Below are 18,772 nucleotides of genomic sequence, written 5' to 3'. Positions count from 1 at the left end.
CCCCGGAGACGGGAGGTCTCCTGTTAGCTGGATTCTTTGTTTTGCTCCCAATGGCACTCGAAGCAGACGACATCAATGTGTCCCGGATGATCGACTGGCCCCATGTGGTGCTGGGCGGCCTGCCGGTCGTGTGCGCGACCATGGACAAGTCAGCCGACGGCTTCGTCGAGCAGGCACTGCGTGCCCGCGGGCAGAACGAGCGGCCTTTTTATTCCACATCGGCGAACGGTCAGGTTCTTGCGCTTTGCGTGCGTAATCGTGGCTTCATGGATCTCATGCTGCAGGCGGGCCAGATCCATGCCGACGGCATGCCGATGGTGCACTATTCCAAGCTGCTGTGCGATATGGCACTGCCCGAGCGCGTGGCGACGACGGATCTGGTCCACGCCGTTGCCGCACGCGCGCAGGACGCCGGCGCGACATTCTATTTCCTTGGCGGCAGCGAGGAAGTGAATGCGAAGGCGGTTGCGGCAATGACCAAGCTCTATCCGCGTCTTCGTTTCGCCGGCCGCCGTAACGGCTATTTCAAGCCGGAGGAAGAAGAGGCGATCGTCGCCGATATTCGCGAGAAGCGGCCGGACATTCTCTGGGTCGGTCTCGGCTTCCCCTATGAGCAGCAGTTCATCAGCCGCAATCTCGACAATCTGCGCGGTATTGGCGTGGTGAAGACATCCGGCGGTCTGTTCGATTTCCTCTCGGGCAAGAATCCGCGTGCGCCTATGTGGATGCAGCGGCGCGGGCTCGAATGGGCATACCGGATGTATAACGAGCCGCGTCGCCTGACGCTTCGTTACCTGCTGACCAATCCGGTCGCCGTCTACGCGCTGTTGCGCTATTCCCGATAATCAAATTCCGGGTGTGGAGTCCTTAGGGGCCTCAACGAAGTTGGTTCGCGCTGGCGATCGCTCTTTCCATGTACCTTGTCAATTCGATGCGCCGGCCCGGTTCCCGCAGTTTCCGCGGCAGTGGCCAGCCGCATTCGCGGCACTCGTGCGGTCAGCAAGCTGATGGCGGGAGGCCGTCAGGCCGCCCGTTCCCCTTGTGGACGCCTCAATGCCAATCGCAGGAAGCTAAGGACCATGACCAAGGCTGCGCCGATCGCGAGGCCGCCGATCATGCCACCGGCCAGCAGATACAGTGTGCGGGGCGGATAGCTGCGGGTCTTCGGAATTGTCGGGGGCGAGATCACCCGGACATTGGTCGTGTTGATCTTTTGCCGCTCGGCGAGTTCCTTGGCGCGGGCCATGAAGGCCTGGTAGATGTTCGACTTCGATTCCGACTCCCGCTCAAGCTGGCGCAGTTGCACCAGAGAGTCGTTATCGGCGAAGACGACCGACTTCATCTTGTTCGCCTGAGCTTGCTGCGCTGTCAGGGCTGCTTCGGCCTGGGCAAGCTCGGATTTGGCAGCGGCGAGGATCCGGTTCTGCTCTGCGGTGATCTGGCTCTGTATCGCCTCTATCTGCGGACGCATGGCGGCGATCCGCGGATGCCTGGAGCCATAGATCGCCGACTGGGCGTCGAGCTCGCGCTGAGCGACCGTATACTGGGTGCGCAGCGCCGACATCGTCTGGTTGTCGATCGAGGCACTGTCGAGCCTGCTTTCCGGGCTTCCGGTTGAAAGCTCCTGGTAGCGGCTGCGTGCCCGGATCACCCGCGCCTGCGCATCGACCAACTGGGTGTTGGTCTGGTTTGCGACGATGGTGCTGACGAGCTCACCCGAGCTCGACAAGATGTTGTGATCGCGCTTGAAACGCTGCACGGCTTCATCCGCCTTGGCGACCTCGTCCTTCAGCGTATCGAGGCGGGCAAAAAGCTCCTTGGCGGCGCGTTCGGCGCCGTCGGCCTGCTCTTTCACCAGTTCGTCCTGGAAATTGTTGATGATCGAGTTGGCGATCTGCAGGGCCTTTTGAGCGGACTGGCTCGATACGTCGAGATTGACGACGAAGGAGTTTTCCTCGCGCTTGGCGTCGACATGCTTTTCCAGCGATCTCAATGCATCGAGCTTGGCGGTCTGCGGATCGGTCGGCTTGGTGTCGCCGAATTCCGGATCGCTGTCGAGATGCAGGGCATCGATGACGCTGTTGAGAACGTTGGACGAGGTGAGGATGTGCAGCTTGCTCTCGACATCATAGATCTGCATGTCGAGTTGGTTGTTGCTGGTAAAGATGTCGTCGGCGACGACCCTGAGGTTGGCGGGATCGATGAAGATCTGTGAGCCGACCGTGAATTTCGGCTTGGAAAATACGCCGAAGCCGTAGCCCGCAAGGGCGCCAAGCACAATGAACAGCAGGATGAGCCACTTGCCGACCCACAGCCAGCCGATAACCATGGCCGTGCTGATTTCCGGGATCGAGATGGAGAACGGCTCGGGATTGCGGGGCGCAGCCTTTTGCGGCGCGTCCTCATCCGGTCCCATATAGGAGAGCAGGGATGGCTGTCCGCCGACGGATGAATCATTGCCGGCAGCGTCGGACTTCCCATCCGAAGCATTCTTGGCTCGATTGTCCCTACGCGGTCTCAGGATGGCATACATGCGGCCTAGCCTACCTTTCGGGGTCGATAAGACCCTAACTACGCTAATAAGCGGTAAAGCGTGCCCCGCCTGATCGCATTTTTCTGCGCTTATTGGGACAGGATTCTGTCCCGATGGTAAAAGCTTAAGATTTTTGGCTTCTTGTGGGGCTGTTCTCCGCTTTGAATGGATTGTCCCGCCGATGCGTTATCTCGTCCTCAGATCCGACGCCTCCACGGTCTGCGGCGTCGAGGCGTTCACGCGCAATCTGGCGAGCCGGCTTGGTGCCCGCGCCGAAAGCCATGTGCTTGACGGGCGGATGGGAGCACTTGCTGCCCGTCTTGCCGACACGGATACCCTCATCTTCAATTTTCCGATCGTTGCCTGGAAGAAGCGCCTTTTCGAGCCTTTCCTCGCTGCAGCACTCGCACGGCTGAAGGGCAGGCATGTGACGGTGGTACTGCATGAGTGGGCGAGCCTCGACTGGAAGCGGCGCGTGGTCTTGTGGCCGGTCCTGCTCTTTGCCGACGGCCTGCTGTTCTCGGCGCCGGAAGTCGAGCGGGAATGGCGCCAGAGCCATTTTCCGGCATTCGGCCACCGTTCGACGGCGATCGTTCCCATTCCGCCCAACATGCTGCCCAGCGAACACAAAGAGGGCGGCCCCGAAGAGAGCGGCCCGGCAGTGCTTGCCATCAGGGCCTTGAAGGCGGGGAGAAGAACCGTCATCGGCCAGTTCGGCTCGATCTATCCGAAGAAGAATTGCGCCGAACTTCTGGAGATCGCGCGGGTACTCAAGGACGAGGGTGTCGATGTGGCCGTGGCCTTCGTCGGCTCGTTCATCAAGGGGCTCGACAATGTCGAGGAGGATTTTCGCCGACAGGTCGAGGCGCTTGGCCTTGCCGATCGGGTGATGGTCACTGGCTATATTGCGACCGACGAGGAGGTGTTTGCCGCCTGCCGTGAGGTCGACATCTTCTGCTACCGGTTTTCCGAGGGGCTGACCGCCCGGCGCGGCAGCGTGCTGGCCGCCGCACTTGCAGGCCGCACCGTGGTGACCAACGCGCCGGAAGACCCGGCGTCGCTCGACCATCACAGGCTTTTCAAGTCCCTGATCGACAACGGCAATGTGGTGATCTGCCCGCATGACGCGGATGCTCCCACAATGGCCAAGGCCGTCCGCAGGGTGATCGGCCAGACGCCAGCGGCACTCGACATGAATGTCGAGGTGACTGCGCTGTGGGCCTCGATTATCGACAGGCTCGATAATGTTCAGGGCAGGTCTAGAAGAGAGGCCTAACTCCAGAGATTGCGGGTCAGCGCGATCCGCCGGATCAGTGCCGGATCGGTTGCCGTGTGCGACTGGATGGCGATGGCATACTGTTCCTTGTGCATCCCGTCTATCAGTGCGCCGATCCCCGCCGCATCGAGTGCCGGACCGCTCCAGTAGGTGGCGCAGAGGCTGCGTTCGACGATCTGGTGACGGCCCATCAGCGAGGGATTGGAGGCAATTCCGACGCCATAGAGAATATATTCGGAAAAGTCCCGCGCCCTGCACAGTGCTTTCCACCAGGGCAGGCTCGTCGCCTTTTCTATCCGTTCAAGGATGGCGTTCAGACTTTCCCGGTCCCAGACGATCATCTGGCCGATATAATCGTCACCCGGCAAAGGCGGCTCGCGCTCGCCAAGCAGGCGATAGGCATTCTTCTGCCACAGGACATGGCTCGGCCGCGTTTGATTGACACCGGCGAGATCGGCATAGAGCGGCGACAAATAGTTGCCCGCAAACTTGCCCACGTCGAAAGGGCGCACGAAGCAATTGTCGGAATCGATGCACATCACCCGCGCGCAGGATTGCAGCTGGGCCATGGCGAGCTTGCGCAATTGCTGTACGTGCCAGCCATAGACCGGCAGGCCGGCACCGCGGGCCCAGTAATATTGCCGGCCCTTCCACTTGAGAAAGGCGGGGAGGGGCTTCAGGCCATCCGGCAAGAGCACGGAGTCGGACAGGACGAGCCGCCGCTCGTTGCCCAGCTGCGAGAAAAGCTCGAGGTCACTATCGGCCACCAGAAGGTAGTGCCGGTCATAGCCGGTGACGAACGCATCGATGGAATCGCAGAGCAGGCGGCAGGATTCGAAGTCCCGGAAATAGGTCGGTGTCACGAGACTGACATTGGCGCTCATGCGGTTTGTGGCTCCGGTTTCGCTGATCTCTGATATGGTTCATGGTCTGATGCAAAGACCGATCGCAAGACTGCCAAGCAACGATCTAAGGCTACGTTAATCCCGTTATGGCATAGTCGTGGCGATTTCCACTCACTGCGTATAAACGATGCTCAGCGGGCATGATGCCCGTATATTGTTCTCCAGACGTGCCACCTGCGGAGGCAGTGCGGAGAGCGATACGCGAAGGCCCCTTTGGAGAGAGCAAGTGCAATTGAGGTCTGGCCAAGAGTTTCGGCAGTTCGCCCGCCATCTCGGCTCCTATATAGGATCGAGCGGGGCCCTGCTTGCCTCCAGTGTCGCGCTGCTGTTGACCTTCGGCCTTCTCGCCCGCCATCTTGGTCATGAACAATTCGCGCTCAATGCGACGATCACGGCGCTGACCAATATCGGCATTCAGATCTGCGGGCTCGGATCGCAGGAATCGCTGGTGCGGCGGGTGGCGCAGGAGCCCGGCTTCTATCCCGACATGCTCGGCCATGTGCATATTCTCAACCTTGTGTCCGGCGCAGTCCTTGTCGTCGTCGGCATGATCGCCATTCCGGTCCTTTATCCGGTGTCCGAGCAGCTCTTCACGACGCTGTTCGCCACGGCGCTGATCCTCATCACCAACATCGTCCTATTGAAGATCATCTGGCTTGCGACCAACAGCTATATTGCGCATTCGCGCTTTTCCGTCGCCAACCGGATCGAATTCCTGTTCGCCATCCTGCGCATGGCGGCGGCCGTCGTCAGTTGCCTGGTGTTCAACATCACCACCGTGGCGGAATGGGCGGTGTGGAATTTTGCCGCGCATGCGATCGTCGCGGCCGTGGCGCTTGTGGCGATCCGCCGGCTGGGGCGCCCGAAATTCCGGATCGTCCGCGAAGAAGTGCCGATCGGCATCATGTTCGCCAGCCAGTTCTTCTTCAAGGCCGGGCGCAGCAATGCCGATATTCTGGTCCTGAGCGCGGTCGCGGGCTCCGAGATCGTCGGCAGCTATTCGATCGCGCGGCGGCTGACGGAAGCCTCCTACATGGCTGTCGAAGCGCTCAACCGGATCGTCTATCCAAGCTATGCGGCGGCGGCTTTGAACGGGATCGCCGCGGTTCTCGGCCGGGCCAAGCAGATGCTGCTTCTGACGACCGTCATCGGCATTGCCAGCGGCCTGTTCGTCTGGATCGTCACGCCCTGGCTGCCCATGCTGTTCGGTCATGAATATGTGTCGCTGTCATGGATCACCCGTTCGCTCTGCTGGGCGGTCATTCCGATTGCGGTGAGTGCGACGGCCTTCGAGGCGCTCGGTGCCTCGAGCCTGCAGAGCATCCGGGCAAGGATACTCAACCTCTCCAACATCGTTGGAGCGGTGCTGGTGGCTGCTGCCGCCTATTATGCAAGCGTTACCGGCGTCGTCGTTGCGACCTATGGGATCGAAATCCTCATCGCGGTTCTCGGTTGGCAGGCGCTGTTTGCGGCACAGAAGGCGGTCATGGCGGAAACGCCGCCGACCGATGTCGACGATCGCGCCGAACCAAGCGATCCACGCGCCGCCTGAAACTTTTGCGGCATGCCTGGGAACCGCCGGTGTCAAATCCCGGCGTCAGCGCTTGGTAATGTGGGCGCTTGCCGGCAGCGTCGTCTTGTTTTCGACTGCGGCGATCTGGCTTGCCTTGTAAGGCGCGGGGAGAAAGCCGAAGCTTGCGGTGAACCTGCCGACCGACATCAGCGGCGGGTGGGTCGCGGGCAGGAGATGCCGCGTGCGGGCGAGGATGCCGATCGCCTTGAACAGGCTCAGCCCCAGCGAGATGACATTCTTGGCGTGAAGCCCCGCGACGGCGAGGGACGACGTGGCGCGCTTGCGGTCGATCTCGTAATTGATGCTTCCGGTCCTCACCGAGCGGCGCATCAGCCATCTGGCGCTGGTGCGCTCCTCTGCGACGGTTTCGTAGATGACCGCTTCCTCGCACCACCAGAAACGGCAGCCTGCCGTGCGGCAGCGGGCGAAGAAATCCATGTCGCCGCCGCCGAGGAAATTGAAGGTGACGTCGAAAAGCGGATCGGCCAGCCGGGAGAATACATCCCGGCGGATGAGGCAGTTGCCGGTGCCGTGAATGACCGGCACCGCGCGGGTCGGGCCGCCGATGAAACCGTAGAGACTGTGCCGGCTCACCGCCTCCGACACGGGCACGTCGAACTGGCGGATGACCGGGCCGCCGACGATCTCCACACCGGTCCGGCGTGCCGTGGCAACCATCTGCGACAGCCATTGCGGCGTTGCCATCTCGTCATCGTCGATCATCAGCAGATAGTCTGCCGTGGGAAAACGTTCCCTTGCCTCGGTGAAAGCCCGGTTGATGGCGTGGCAATTGCCCTGCCGCGGCTCGATCGTCACCAAGGACGGGCCATCAAAGCCTTCAAGCACGGCTGTGGCTGCCTCGGCACCGGCCGCCTTTTCGGCATCGTTCTCGACGACGACGATTGCAAACTTGACGTCGCCCTCTTGGGCGAGCAGCGATCTGAGCGTCTTCGCCACTCCTGCCGGGCGGCGAAAAGTCGGGATGCAAATGACGGCTTCAACCGACGTCCTGCTGTCGTCCGGCACGCTGGACTCTCCGTGCTATCTCACGTTCGCCACCCTTGAAGAGGAGAGGCAGAACAGGGTTCCATCAGGTTTCAATACGGGAGAGTATCAGCGATGACAAATTCATGTTGCCCGTTCAGTTAACGTCATGTGGGGTGGCTGCCTGCGGCGCCGACGGAGCCTTCATCCGTTCTCCTGAGGCTGGCCCTGGCCTGAAGCCTGAGGCCGAAGACGGCAATCAGCATGGTGAACCACAGCGGGCCGCTATTGGCGAAGAACAGGTTCTCAAGGCAGGCGAGCAGGATCGAGAAGATCCACAGGCGCAGGAAGAGGCGGGTCAGCACGACATCGTTCTCGCTGGCGAAGGCGCGGCCGGCATCGCGCAGCGGCAGGACGAACAGCCACACAAGAATGAGAAGAAGCGCCGGAATGCCGCCGTTCAGCAAGGTTTCGAGGAACGAATTGTGAGAATGAGCTGCAAGGTAGGCCCAGGATTCGGTGGTGATGTTGCGCAGATACTGGCTGCCCCAGAGGAGCTGGAAGCCGTAGCCGAAAAAGGGATGCTCGGCCACGCGCTGCAGGGCAAAGGCCCAGATCGAGCTTCGCCCGGTAAAGGTTGCGTCGATGCCGACGCTGGTGAGGAGCGAACTCGCGGCGGGCGAGCTCGAAAGCCCGATCAGCACGACGTTGATGACAAAGACAAGGCCGATGGTGAGCGGCACGCGCAATGGCCGGAAGCGCTCGAACAGCCAGGCGATCACCAGCACGACCGGCAGCATGCCGGTGGATGTCTTGCCGCGGGCAAAGAACAGGAAAATCGCCGCCAGAAGGATGATCAACGTTCCAATCTTGGGGTAATAGGCCTTGCGTATGTAGAGGCCGAGGATGATGAGATAGACCATCCCGGCGGCGGCGGCGTTCTTGTGGCCGAATATGCCACGCCAGTCTCCGGCGAGCGCTCCTTCCACTTCGCTCGCCTGGTGCATGCCGACGACCGGCATGGCGACGACGGCGAAATAGCTCAGGAACAACACCGCCATCGTGCCGGTGGCGATGACTCTTGCAAAATCGCGGGTATCGCGCGGCAGCAGGAGGGCTGCGTTGGCGCAGGCGCAGACCAGCAGCGTGTAGACGATCCTTCGCAGCGCGGTGGCAGGATCGAAGGAGATCAGCGAGACGAAGCAGAACCAGCAGATGATAGCGAGCAACAAGGAGCGCGGCGCAAAGAGCGCCTCTCTGCTGTCGCTTCGCCAGACATTGGCGATCGAAAAAGTGAACAGCAGGATGACCACGACCTGGTTGAGGAGGTTGCCCGTCGTCGGCAGGCCCTCCTTGCCGTCGTAATGAGCAAAGGGCGCAATGCCGATCCAGAAATAGCCGAAGATCAGCAGCAGGATGAACGAGCCGGCATTCCAGGTGGCGCGCGCCGTGCCCGCGCCAGCCGGCGATCCAGTGCCGGAAATTTGCGCCGCTTCCTTCACAGCCAAAAACGTCGTCCTCGCAGATGATATGCCGCGCTTCCTTCAACTGGAGCCCGACAGAGGTTAATCGGCGATGAAGAACCGCCACAATGACCAGGTAATATTATCATAACGCCTGAAGATTAGTTTTCCCTGTATATAATGCTGGGCGGCGATGCCGGCCGTTTTGCAAAGAGACCATCGCGAGGCCCGACGGATGCGCAGACGTGATTTGATGAAGGGCGGCCTCGCCATTGCCGCCCAGGCTGTTCTGCCGATGGCTTCCGCCGGCGCTGCGCCGCAGACCAAAATTCCCTATGGTTCGGCCGTTCGCGGCGATGCGCTGGTGGACGATCCGGACTATCGCGCGGCGCTTATAGAGCATTGCAATCTGGTTGTGCCGGAAGGTGGTCTCAAATGGGATACCGTGCGACCGTCGGAGGACCGTTTCGAGTTTTACGAGGGTGACAAGCTTCTCGCATTCGCCGACCAGAACGACATGAAAATGCGCGGGCATACCCTGATCTGGTATGCGTCGATGCCCGACTGGACTTCGTCGATCCGCGGCAAGAGCGCTACCGAGAAAGCGCTTGGCAAGCATATCGACACCGTTGTCGGACACTATAAGGGGAAGCTTCCGAGCTGGGATGTAATCAACGAGGCGATTGCCGAAAAGCCGACGAAATCCGATTACCTGCGTCCAAGCCTCTGGCTCGACAATATGGGCAAGACCTATATCGACACAGCGTTCCGCCGGGCGGCCGCGGCCGACCCATCGGCCCAGCTGGTGATCAACGAATACGACATCGAGTGTGTCGATGCACGGTCCAAGGCGAGGCGCGAGGCCTTGCTCCGGGTCGTCAGGGACCTGCGCGACCGCGATGCGCCGGTCCATGCCGTCGGTTTCCAGGGACATCTGAAGGGACAGCTGGAGATAGACAAGGAAGGTGTTTCCTCCTTCGTTGCCGAACTTAAGGCCATGGATGTCGATGTTCTTGTCACCGAACTCGATGTGATCGACAATCTTCTGCCCGCCGATGAAACATTGCGCGACGAGGCGATTGCCGGTCGCGTCACCGACCTGCTGCAGGCGGTTTTCGATGTGGCGCCGCCGACCGCTATCCTCACCTGGGGGATTTCAGACAAGTACACGTGGGTGCCGATGTACTTCACCCGTGACGATGGCAGCCTCAATCGGCCCCTGCCGCTCGATCGCAACTACAAGGTCAAGCCGTTGATGCAGGTCATAGACCGGTTTGCCGGTCGTAGCTGACAGACGGGTGAAAGTGCCTTCTGCCCGCGGCCGCAGCCTTAACCATGACTTGATCTTGAACATTTGTGTCTTCGCTTGGCGCTGCTGTAGTAAACTTGTCCGATTTTGCGACTTTTTGGGAAGTGAAGCTGCAATTTTCCGAGTAATTGTCGGGAATAAGGTAACGCTTCGTTAGTGACGCGTCCGAGTAAATTCTAAACCCTAAACGGAATTGCTTCCAAAAACGTGGCACGAAATGGCGCGATGGCGGTCGCCATTAATATCTGGTTCGTGCTTGCGGCATATTTTTCGCGTAGTTGAAATACAAGTCTAGGGTTGTTTTCTTGCGTGAAACTTCACTGATCCGTGTGTTCCGCTTCGGATACACGAGAATATGCGGAGCCTTCTCCCGTTCAGATCTGATAGTGTTCGCGTGGATGACGAGGGGCGGCAAGGGGAATGACATCGACAATGAATGTACGCTTGCAGAACATCGTTAACATACCCCTGGCAGTCGACCTCGATGGTACGCTGATCTCGACCGATCTGCTTTGGGAGAGCGTATTCCAACTTCTCCGTGTCAATCCGCTTTACTTCTTTCTTCTGCCCATCTGGCTTCTGTCGGGCAAGGCGCGGCTGAAGAGCGAGATCGCCCGGCGCGTGACGATCGATGCAAGCCATCTGCCTTACCGGGAAGACTTTGTGTCCTATCTGCGGGCCGAGCGCGTGCGCGGGCGTGAACTCGTGCTGGTTACGGCTGCGGCAGAGCCTTTCGCCAAGGCGGTTGCCGCACATCTCGGACTGTTCAGCGCCGTTTATCACACCGACGACAAGACCAATCTGGCGTCCGAGAAAAAGGCAGCCCTGCTGTCCAAGCTCTACGGGCCGCAGGGTTTCGACTATGCCGGCAACGACCGGGCGGATATCGCGGTCTTCGAAGCCGCGCGCGATGCGGTCGTCGTGGCGCCGGATGCTGCCGCCGATCGCTATCAGAAGGCGCATTCATCCACGCGTTTCGACAGCAAGCCGACAACGATCAAGACCTATATCAAGATGCTGCGCGTGCATCAGTGGCTGAAGAACTTCCTGGTCTTCGCCTCGCCGGTTCTTGCGCATACCGTCTTCCAGCTGGAAACTTTTGTCGATACGACGCTGGCCCTGGTGGCCTTCTCGATGTCGGCATCGGCGATCTACATCATCAACGACATCCTCGATCTGCCTCTAGACAGGCAGCATCCGACAAAGCGCAACCGGCCTTTTGCCAGCGGTGCGATTTCCATTCCCTACGGTCTGCTGATCTCTGTCTTGTTGCTCGTGGCGACGGCCTCGATCTGCACGCTGCTGCCACTACAGTTTGCCGCGACAATCGTGCTCTATCTGGTCGTGACCACGGCCTATTCGCTGGCGCTCAAGCGTATGCTGCTGATAGACGTGATCTGCCTTGCCGGTCTCTACAGCCTGCGCATTCTGGGCGGCAAGGCGGCGACCGACCTGCCGCTGTCCTTCTGGCTGATCGCCTTCGGGCTGTTCTTCTTCCTGTCGCTCGCGCTGGTGAAGCGCTATGTCGAGCTGCGCTATGCGACGGTGGACGAAGGCGACCGCATTGCCGGCCGCGGCTATCGTCCGGAAGACATCGACATCGTTGCCCAGTCCGGCGTGGCATCGGCCTTCGCAGCGGCGATGGTTCTGTCGCTCTATATCCAGTCCCCGGATATCCGGGCGCTCTACCACCAGCCTTGGGTTATCTGGCCGCTGGTGCCTATGGTTCTCTATATCAACGTGCGGATCTGGATCCTCGCTCATCGCAAGGAGATGGATGACGATCCGGTCGTGTTCATTGCAACGGACTGGCGCAGCCAGCTGTTCATCGCGGCCGGTGCCGTGCTGTTCATCATCGCGAGTGTCATCTGATGCAGGCCAGCTTCGACAGCTTCGGCCGGGTAAGCCGCCATTTCAGGCAGTCGGTCACCGCCGATCAGGCGGTGAGCGCCTTGCGTGATGGTGCAGGCGTGCTGTCGAGTTTCCTGGCTTTCGGCAATGGCAAATCCTATGGCGACAGCTGCCACAACGATGCAGGCACACTGGTAGCCATGCGGCAGCAGAGTTCACTCCTGCATCTGGATGTCGAAGCCGCTGTGGTCGAGGCACAGGCGGGGATCTCGCTCGAGGAGCTGATCGCGCAGATCGCACCGCACGGCTTTTTCCTGCCGGTGACGCCCGGCACGCGGTTCGTGACGCTCGGCGGCGCGATCGCCAACGACGTGCATGGCAAGAACCATCATCTGCGCGGCACTTTCGGCTGCCATGTCGAAAGCTTCGACCTGCTGCGGTCCGATGGAAAGGTTTATCGCTGCAGCGTCGGCGAAAATGCCGAGCTTTATTCGGCAACGATCGGCGGACTTGGCCTGACCGGCCTGATCCTTTCCGCCCGGCTGAGGCTGATGAAGGTCGGCTCGCTCGATATAGACGAGAAGATTACCGCCTTTTCGAGCATGGAGGGGTATTTCGATCTCGCGGCAGCGGCCGACGAGGAGAACGAGTATTCCGTCGCCTGGGTGGACCAGCTCGCATCCGGCTCCTCCGCGGGGCGTGGCGTGCTGATCACCGGCAATCATGCCGACAACGGCAATTTTCGAACCGAGGCGGCAAGCGCTGCGCTGCGCGTTCCCTTCGAATTGCCGTTTTCGGCACTCAACCGCTTGAGCCTCAGCCTGTTCAATGCGGCCTACTTTGGCGCCAACAAGCGCAAGTCCACGCCGCATCTCGCGGGCTATGGCAAGTTCTTCTATCCGCTCGATGGCGTGGGGGACTGGAACCGGCTTTATGGTCCGGCGGGCCTCTATCAGCACCAGAGTGTCATTCCGTTCGAGGCAGGGCGTACCGTCGTTCCGGCCATGCTCGAGGCAAGCCGTAAGGCGGGGCTGTCGTCCTTCCTAACCGTGCTGAAGCGGTTCGGCGATGTCCGCTCGCCTGGCATCCTGTCGTTTCCGCGGCCTGGCTACACCCTGACCATGGATTTTCCCAATCACGGCCGTGCGACGCTCGATCTGATGGAGCGGCTCGACCGGATGACGCTTGAGGCCGGCGGCCGGATCAATCCCTACAAGGATCAGCGGATGAGCGCCGAAGTCTTCACGTCGGCGTTTCCGGAATGGCCGCGGCTTGAAGCTTTGCGCGACACGAGCTTCTGCTCGGATTTCTGGCGCCGGACGGCGCTTTCCACCTTGGACCACCCACGGGGACAATCATGAAGTATATTCCGTTCATCCTTTTCACGGTCATGACCAACGCGGCCGCACAGTTGCTGCTGAAGCAGGGCATGATGTCGCTCGGCTCGATCAGCATTTCGGCCGACACGTTCATCCAGCGGATGTTCCAGATCGTCTTCAACCCTTGGGTCTTTGCCGGACTTGCCACCTTCGTGATCTCCATGGCCTCGCATCTTTACGTGCTGAGCAAGGTCGATCTTTCCTATGCCTATCCGTTCCTGAGCCTTGCCTATGTGGCCGTGGCGATCTGCGCCTGGCTCTTGTTCAAGGAGGAACTGGGGGCGCTGAAGATTGCCGGGATCGCCTTCATCTGCGTCGGTACCGTCTTGATCGCGCAGAGCGGAACGAAACAGGCAGACACTGAGACTGCGGCGCTCGAGCGCAGCAATTCCTGATCAGACCAACGACGAACCGACAGAACGACGGGGGATTAAGCTATGAGACATATCATTTTCGGCGGAGACGGTTTCGTCGGGCGTCATCTGGCGCCAAGGCTGCAGGCCGCCGGTCATGAGGTGATCGTCGCCGATATCGCGAAGAGCGATCTGCCGCATTACCGCGACATGCGCTTCGACCAGGTCGATGTCACGGATCCGGCATCGATTGCCAAGGTCGGCATGACGGGCGACGACATGGTCTATAATCTCTCGGCCAAGATGCTGTCGCCCTTACAGGTGCGCGCCAAGCGGCACGACTTCTTCTTCCCGGTCAATTATTACGGCACCGAGAACATCATCAAGGCGATGGATCAGGCGGGCACCAAATCGCTCGTCCATTTCACCACCGACATGGTCTATGGGCACACCTATGTCTGGCCGCAGACGGAGGAACATCCCGTCGCTCCACTCGGCGAATACGGGCTTTCCAAGCTCAAGACCGAGGAACTGGCAGCCGATTGGCGCAAGCGCGGCATGAACATCTCGCTGTTTCGTCCGCGTCTGATCATCGGTCCCGGTCGTCTCGGCATCCTGTCGAAGCTGTTCAAGCTGATCGACAACAATCTTCCGGTGCCGATGATCGGTTCGGGCAAGAACCCCTATCAGTTCATCTCGGTGTTCGACTGCGCCTCTGCCGCCCATGCCGCTTTTACCGCTGGCGTGCCGAACGAGGTCTACAATCTCGGTTCGCTCAATCCGCCGCCGGTGCGCAAGCTGCTGGGCGATCTCGTCAAGCATGCGGGCTCCCGATCGATCCTGCTGCCGACGCCCGCCTGGGCGGTAAAGCGCACGCTCGACCTGTTCGATATGATCAACATGCCGATCATGGATCCGGAACAGTATCTGATTGCCGACGAAATGTGCGTTCTCGACGTATCCAAGGGCGAGCGCGAGCTCGGCTGGGTGCCGCAATACCGCGACGAGGACATGCTGATCGCCGCCTATTCCGAATATCGCAAGGGGCTTGCCGGCGGTTCGCAGGACAATGTTTCCCACGCAAAGGCAGCCTGAGAGGACAAGAACGATGGCCAATGCAGTCAGCCTCAACAATCACGATGACGATGCGATGATCGACGTTTCCGCCAACGCGGTCCACGAGCCGATCGCCAAGCCGGCGCTTCTCTCGGTCGAGGACGCCAAGGCGCTCGACGTGGCGAAGATGACCGATCTCTTCACCCGCCATCTCAACCCCGGCCAGCTTCACTTCATGAAGCTCCTGGGCTTCCACAAGGTGAAGATCGAGCGTGCCGAGGGGATGTATTACTACGACCAGAACGGCCGCAAGATCCTCGATTTCTTCGGCGGTTTCGGCTCGCTGGCGCTTGGCCACAACCATCCGCGCATTCTCGACGCGCGCCGCAAGTTCCAGGACGAGCATCGCCAGGAAATCGCCATCGCCTTCATGTCGCAATATGCGACGGCGCTGGCGCATAACCTCGCCGCCTGCTCGCCGGGCGAACTCGACATGGTCTTCCTCGGCTCTTCCGGCTCGGAAGCCATGGAGGCGGCGATCAAGGTTGCCGAACGCGCTGCCGGCCCGAAGCGGCCGAAGATCGTCTATGCGGAAAACTCCTTCCACGGAAAGACCAAGGGTGTCCTGTCGATCACCGACGGCTCACTTTATCGCGGCGAGTTCAAGCTGGTCGACAATACCGTTCGCGTGCCGTTCGGCGATATCGATGCGATCGAGAATGCCTTCCGCAACGATCCGGAGATCGGCGTGATCGTGCTTGAAACCGTGCAGGGCGGCGGTGGCATCATCCAGGCGGAAACCGCTTTCTGGCAGCAGCTGCGCGCCCTTTGTGACAAGCATGGCGTGCTGTGGGTTGCCGACGAAGTGCAGTGCGGCTTCGGCCGGACCGGCAAGTTCTACGCGTTCGAACATCACGGCGTGGTGCCGGACGTGACGGCGCTTGCCAAGTCTCTCGGCGGCGGCAAGTCGGCCATGGGCGCGATGATCGCCAAGCGCGACGTCTACATGAAGGCCTATGGCACGCCGAAGACGGCGATGATCCATGCCATGGCGACGTTCGGCGGCATCGGCGAGGCCTGCGTCACGGCGATCGAGGCGATGAACGTGCTCTATGACGAGCACCTGATCGACAATTCGGCCAATATGGGCGATTATCTGCTTTCCCGCCTGAAAGAGCTTCAGGCACGCTATCCCTCGCTTTTGAAGGACGTGCGCGGCCAGGGGATGATGATCGGCATCGAGTTCCACGACCTGTCGAAGACCATGCCTTTGGTGCTGCGTCCGGTCGTCGCCATGCTGGACGACAAGCTGAAGGGCTCGCTGCCCGGCTTTATCGGCAGCCATCTTCTGCGCGACCACGGCGTGCTCGTGGCGTTTACCGAGTACAATCGCAATGTCATCCGGCTCGAGCCGCCGCTCGTCTGCGAGAAGAGCCATGTGGACGAGTTCATCGCAGCCTTCGACGAGGTCATGTCGCGCGGAATCGTGCGCATCGTGAAGGATTTCGTTGCTGCGCAGGTGAAGTGAGGTGGCGGAGATCGGAAACGACGGCAAGGTGGCGAGCCACCAGCCTGCCTTGAGGGCCGACCTGCGGGATGTGACCCGCGCCATCCTCTTTGCCATGCTCTCCCGATTGAACGGCATCTACTGGCGACATGCCGGCCTGATCTCTGTCGTCGTGCTTGTCGCCTTCGCGGCCATGATGCTGGTGCTCGGCCAAGTGCACCGGATCTACAATTGGGACATGCTCGCCTATCTGGCGTCGACCGAACTCGGCCGCATGGGAAGTGCGACCGATATTCATTCCTACGCCTATTCGATCGTGAAGAACGCTGCACCGGCGCAGGACTTCACCCAACTCATCCAGGCGGATGCCTACCGCACACGCCAGTTTGCCGACCCTCAGGCCTTTGCCTCCATGCTTGGCATGTACGAGGTCAAATGGCTTTATGTCTTCCTGTTGAAATTGCTCATCCCGGTGGTCGGCCCGGTTCTCGCATTCGACGTGATCAATGGCGGGGCGCTGATCATCCTGACCATTGCGATCGGCCTGTGGCTGAATGCGACGAAGCTGCAGGGTTATGCGCCTCTGGTCGTGGGCCTGCTCTTCCTGCTGCAGTTCCAAGGGTTTGCCGTCACGCAGCAGCCGGATTTCCTGGCCAATGCCCTGCTGGTGGCTGCGCTTTTGAGCTATGATCGGGGCCGGGACGTTCTCGGATCCATCCTGATGCTGATCTCGGTTCTGCTGCGACCCGATCAGGTTGCCGTGGCGGGCGTTCTGATGGCCTGTGTCTGGTTCCTGCGTGACAGGGGCATCCTCGTCTTTGCTGCGAGTTTTGCCGCCAGTCTTGTCGCTTATGTCATACTCAGCCAGACCTTTCATCCGACAGGCTGGTGGCCGCATTTCTGGTTCTCTACCTACAAGATCCAGGAGGACATGACGGGGTTCGAGCCGGCCTTCTCGTTGAAGGTCTATATCGAGGCGATCGCGCTCAACCTCTATCGTTCACTTTTCCTCAATACGTGGCTTGCCGCCTATATCGTGGCGATCGGTTGCGGTGCGATGATCTATTTCAAGGGACTTTTGCCTAACCGGCGCCGTCAGGCTCTGATGTTGGCACTGCTTTTGGCGATAGCCGCCAAATTCGTGATCTTCCCGCTGCATGACGGACGCATCTATTTCTCGCCGCTATTTGTCTTCTTTCTGCTCGCATTCGCGGGTCTGCGGGCGAGAGGCGGTGTGTCTCAGGTATCCGCCAAGGCCTGACCTCGCCTTAGGCGTTGGGTACTCCCCGATCAGAAGAACAAAAAACCGCCCGCCTTTCGGCGGACGGCAAGGTCGATTTTTCGGGATCGACTGGAGGGTTAGTGAGCCGCTGCTACCGGCTTCGAGCCATGCGAATGGCTGGGCCATAGGCTGACCGAGCACAGGAGCGAGACGACCAGCAGCACAAGCGAGAGGTAGAAGGTGGGCAGGAAGCCGCCGAGTGCTGACGATACGATCGAGCCGATGACGCTGCCGATGCCGAAGCCCAGATAGATCAGGCCGTAGTTGCGGGCGAGGTTGGTCAGTCCGAAGAAGTCGCTGACGAGGCCGGGATAGACGGTGATCGTACCGCCGAAGGAGAAGGCGACGCAGGCGACCGCAACGTAGAACGAGTATTCGTTGAGGGGCACGAAGAGCAGGAGAAGCATGCCGGCCAAAGCGCAGGCGAGGGCGATGCTGAGGATCTGGATGCGCGGGATCTTGTCCGACAGGACGCCGAGCACCAGACGGCCGAGAAGGTTGGCAGCAGCGACGATGGCAACGGTATCGGCGGCAACCGAGGTCGACAGGCCGACGTAGCGTTCGCCGACATCCTTGGCGACGCCGATCAGGTAGAGGCCGCTCATGCACACGGTGAGGAACATCAGGGCCAGCATCCAGTATTTCGGCTGGCGGACGGCTTCGGCGAGAGTGTAGTCGCCGGCTGCAGCGCGGGCGCGGGCATTGCCGAGGGCCGGTTGCGGGGCTTCGCTGATCAGAAACGCGCCGCCGACGATAAGAACGAGTGCGACGATTGCCCAGATGCCGAAGGCGCTTTCCATGCCGAAACGGTTAAGAAGGGCGAGGTTGAGATACTTGAAGCCGAGGCTGCCGAGACCATAGGCGCCGATCGAGAAGGCCGATGCAAGGCCCTTGCGTTCGGGGAACCACTTCACGCAGTTCGACAGGGTGAGGAGGTAGCCGGTACCGTCAGCCGCGCCGACAAGAATGCCGCCATAGATATAGAGCATGGTCAGGTTGGTTGCGGTCGAAGTCAGATAGAGACCGAGGCCGAGGGCGAGGCCGGCGGTGATGGCGACAGCGCGCAGGCCGAATTTTTCCTGCATGCGGCCCGAAAGCGATGAAGCGACAGCGAGACCAAGGCTCAGCAGACCGAAGGTGAAGGCCACCTGGCTGAGCGGCTGAGACAGCTTATGCGACAGCCCTTCGTTGAACAGGCTCCATGTGTAGACCGAGCCGAGGGCGAACTGGCACAAAATGGTGCCGACCAGTGTGTAATAACGCTTTGAATTTGAAAGGGCGCTCATGAGCGTTTCCTCCTT

At 60.4% G+C, this 18,772-nt stretch carries 15 protein-coding genes; 10 read left to right on the top strand and 5 right to left on the bottom strand.

Going from position 1 to position 18,772, the window contains the following annotated elements; translation table 11 throughout:
- The first annotated feature begins 50 nt into the window (after positions 1–50).
- Positions 51–845 (top strand): WecB/TagA/CpsF family glycosyltransferase, encoded by a 795-nt coding sequence (locus tag NCHU2750_RS16090; protein WP_245480263.1) that lies wholly within the window; start codon positions 51–53, stop codon positions 843–845.
- Positions 846–1,021: 176 nt separating this feature from the next.
- Here NCHU2750_RS16090 and NCHU2750_RS16085 read toward each other — a convergent pair whose 3' ends face one another.
- Positions 1,022–2,533: a GumC family protein gene (locus NCHU2750_RS16085; protein WP_119941435.1), complete on the bottom strand. Its 1,512-nt coding sequence runs from the start codon at positions 2,531–2,533 to the stop codon at positions 1,022–1,024.
- Between the two features lie 181 nt (positions 2,534–2,714).
- On the opposite strand from NCHU2750_RS16085, the gene NCHU2750_RS16080 reads away from it, so the two are divergent.
- A complete protein-coding gene (locus NCHU2750_RS16080; RefSeq protein WP_119941434.1) occupies positions 2,715–3,809 on the top strand; it encodes a glycosyltransferase in 1,095 nt (364 codons plus the stop codon).
- On the opposite strand, the gene NCHU2750_RS16075 is transcribed toward NCHU2750_RS16080, so the two are convergent.
- Positions 3,806–4,693, bottom strand: a complete 888-nt coding sequence (locus NCHU2750_RS16075) for a DUF6492 family protein (RefSeq protein ID WP_119941433.1) — start codon at positions 4,691–4,693, stop codon at positions 3,806–3,808. The two genes, NCHU2750_RS16080 and NCHU2750_RS16075, sit on opposite strands and share 4 nt — an antisense overlap.
- 247 nt (positions 4,694–4,940) lie before the next feature.
- Here NCHU2750_RS16075 and NCHU2750_RS16070 point away from each other — a divergent pair, with 247 nt between their 5' ends.
- Positions 4,941–6,266 carry a lipopolysaccharide biosynthesis protein gene (locus tag NCHU2750_RS16070; RefSeq protein ID WP_162939655.1) on the top strand — a complete coding sequence of 442 codons (1,326 nt, stop codon included), beginning with the start codon at positions 4,941–4,943 and terminating at the stop codon, positions 6,264–6,266.
- Positions 6,267–6,311: 45 nt separating this feature from the next.
- Here the strand turns inward: NCHU2750_RS16070 and NCHU2750_RS16065 are convergent, their stop codons facing one another.
- Entirely contained in the window at positions 6,312–7,313 is a 1,002-nt protein-coding gene (locus NCHU2750_RS16065) for a glycosyltransferase family 2 protein (RefSeq protein ID WP_119941431.1), read from the bottom strand.
- 125 nt (positions 7,314–7,438) lie between these two features.
- Positions 7,439–8,773, bottom strand: coding sequence for an O-antigen ligase family protein (locus NCHU2750_RS16060; RefSeq protein WP_245480417.1), 1,335 nt, complete (start codon positions 8,771–8,773; stop codon positions 7,439–7,441).
- 196 nt (positions 8,774–8,969) lie between these two features.
- Between NCHU2750_RS16060 and NCHU2750_RS16055 the strand changes: the two genes are divergently transcribed.
- The 7 genes from NCHU2750_RS16055 (at position 8,970) to NCHU2750_RS16025 (ending at position 17,450) form a co-directional block, all read left to right on the top strand.
- Positions 8,970–10,025: an endo-1,4-beta-xylanase gene (locus NCHU2750_RS16055; RefSeq protein ID WP_119941429.1), complete on the top strand. Its 1,056-nt coding sequence runs from the start codon at positions 8,970–8,972 to the stop codon at positions 10,023–10,025.
- Positions 10,026–10,475: 450 nt separating this feature from the next.
- Positions 10,476–11,915, top strand: a complete 1,440-nt coding sequence (locus NCHU2750_RS16050; RefSeq protein ID WP_119941428.1) for a UbiA family prenyltransferase — start codon at positions 10,476–10,478, stop codon at positions 11,913–11,915.
- The gene (locus NCHU2750_RS16045; RefSeq protein ID WP_119941427.1) at positions 11,915–13,255 is read left to right on the top strand and encodes an FAD-binding oxidoreductase; all 1,341 of its coding nucleotides are present in this window, start codon (positions 11,915–11,917) and stop codon (positions 13,253–13,255) included. Before NCHU2750_RS16050 ends, NCHU2750_RS16045 begins: the two co-directional genes overlap by 1 nt.
- On the top strand, positions 13,252–13,668 hold the full coding sequence (locus NCHU2750_RS16040; protein WP_119941426.1) for an EamA family transporter: 417 nt from the start codon (positions 13,252–13,254) through the stop codon (positions 13,666–13,668). Before NCHU2750_RS16045 ends, NCHU2750_RS16040 begins: the two co-directional genes overlap by 4 nt.
- Positions 13,669–13,710: 42 nt before the next feature.
- Positions 13,711–14,721: an NAD-dependent epimerase/dehydratase family protein gene (locus tag NCHU2750_RS16035; RefSeq protein ID WP_119941425.1), complete on the top strand. Its 1,011-nt coding sequence runs from the start codon at positions 13,711–13,713 to the stop codon at positions 14,719–14,721.
- A gap of 55 nt (positions 14,722–14,776) precedes the next feature.
- Positions 14,777–16,210, top strand: coding sequence for an aspartate aminotransferase family protein (locus NCHU2750_RS16030; protein WP_245480416.1), 1,434 nt, complete (start codon positions 14,777–14,779; stop codon positions 16,208–16,210).
- Position 16,211: 1 nt separating this feature from the next.
- The gene (locus NCHU2750_RS16025; protein WP_119941423.1) at positions 16,212–17,450 is read left to right on the top strand and encodes a hypothetical protein; all 1,239 of its coding nucleotides are present in this window, start codon (positions 16,212–16,214) and stop codon (positions 17,448–17,450) included.
- Positions 17,451–17,548: 98 nt separating this feature from the next.
- Here the strand turns inward: NCHU2750_RS16025 and NCHU2750_RS16020 are convergent, their stop codons facing one another.
- Positions 17,549–18,757 carry an OFA family MFS transporter gene (locus tag NCHU2750_RS16020; RefSeq protein ID WP_119941422.1) on the bottom strand — a complete coding sequence of 403 codons (1,209 nt, stop codon included), beginning with the start codon at positions 18,755–18,757 and terminating at the stop codon, positions 17,549–17,551.
- Positions 18,758–18,772: the final 15 nt, after the last annotated feature.

The organism is Neorhizobium sp. NCHU2750, from assembly GCF_003597675.1.
Lineage (GTDB): Bacteria > Pseudomonadota > Alphaproteobacteria > Rhizobiales > Rhizobiaceae > Neorhizobium.
Note: the sequence above shows the minus strand (reverse complement) of the source record. Positions and strands in the feature narration are given on the sequence as shown.

Bases quoted from the DNA above. Each gene is read 5' to 3' on its own strand.
- NCHU2750_RS16090 (WP_245480263.1), top strand. From the start codon at position 51: ATGGCACTCGAAGCAGACGACATCAATGTGTCCCGGATGATCGACTGG.
- NCHU2750_RS16085 (WP_119941435.1), bottom strand. From the start codon at position 2,533: ATGTATGCCATCCTGAGACCGCGTAGGGACAATCGAGCCAAGAATGCT.
- NCHU2750_RS16080 (WP_119941434.1), top strand. From the start codon at position 2,715: ATGCGTTATCTCGTCCTCAGATCCGACGCCTCCACGGTCTGCGGCGTC.
- NCHU2750_RS16075 (WP_119941433.1), bottom strand. From the start codon at position 4,693: ATGAGCGCCAATGTCAGTCTCGTGACACCGACCTATTTCCGGGACTTC.
- NCHU2750_RS16055 (WP_119941429.1), top strand. From the start codon at position 8,970: ATGCGCAGACGTGATTTGATGAAGGGCGGCCTCGCCATTGCCGCCCAG.
- NCHU2750_RS16050 (WP_119941428.1), top strand. From the start codon at position 10,476: ATGAATGTACGCTTGCAGAACATCGTTAACATACCCCTGGCAGTCGAC.
- NCHU2750_RS16045 (WP_119941427.1), top strand. From the start codon at position 11,915: ATGCAGGCCAGCTTCGACAGCTTCGGCCGGGTAAGCCGCCATTTCAGG.
- NCHU2750_RS16040 (WP_119941426.1), top strand. From the start codon at position 13,252: ATGAAGTATATTCCGTTCATCCTTTTCACGGTCATGACCAACGCGGCC.
- NCHU2750_RS16035 (WP_119941425.1), top strand. From the start codon at position 13,711: ATGAGACATATCATTTTCGGCGGAGACGGTTTCGTCGGGCGTCATCTG.
- NCHU2750_RS16030 (WP_245480416.1), top strand. From the start codon at position 14,777: ATGATCGACGTTTCCGCCAACGCGGTCCACGAGCCGATCGCCAAGCCG.
- NCHU2750_RS16020 (WP_119941422.1), bottom strand. From the start codon at position 18,757: ATGAGCGCCCTTTCAAATTCAAAGCGTTATTACACACTGGTCGGCACC.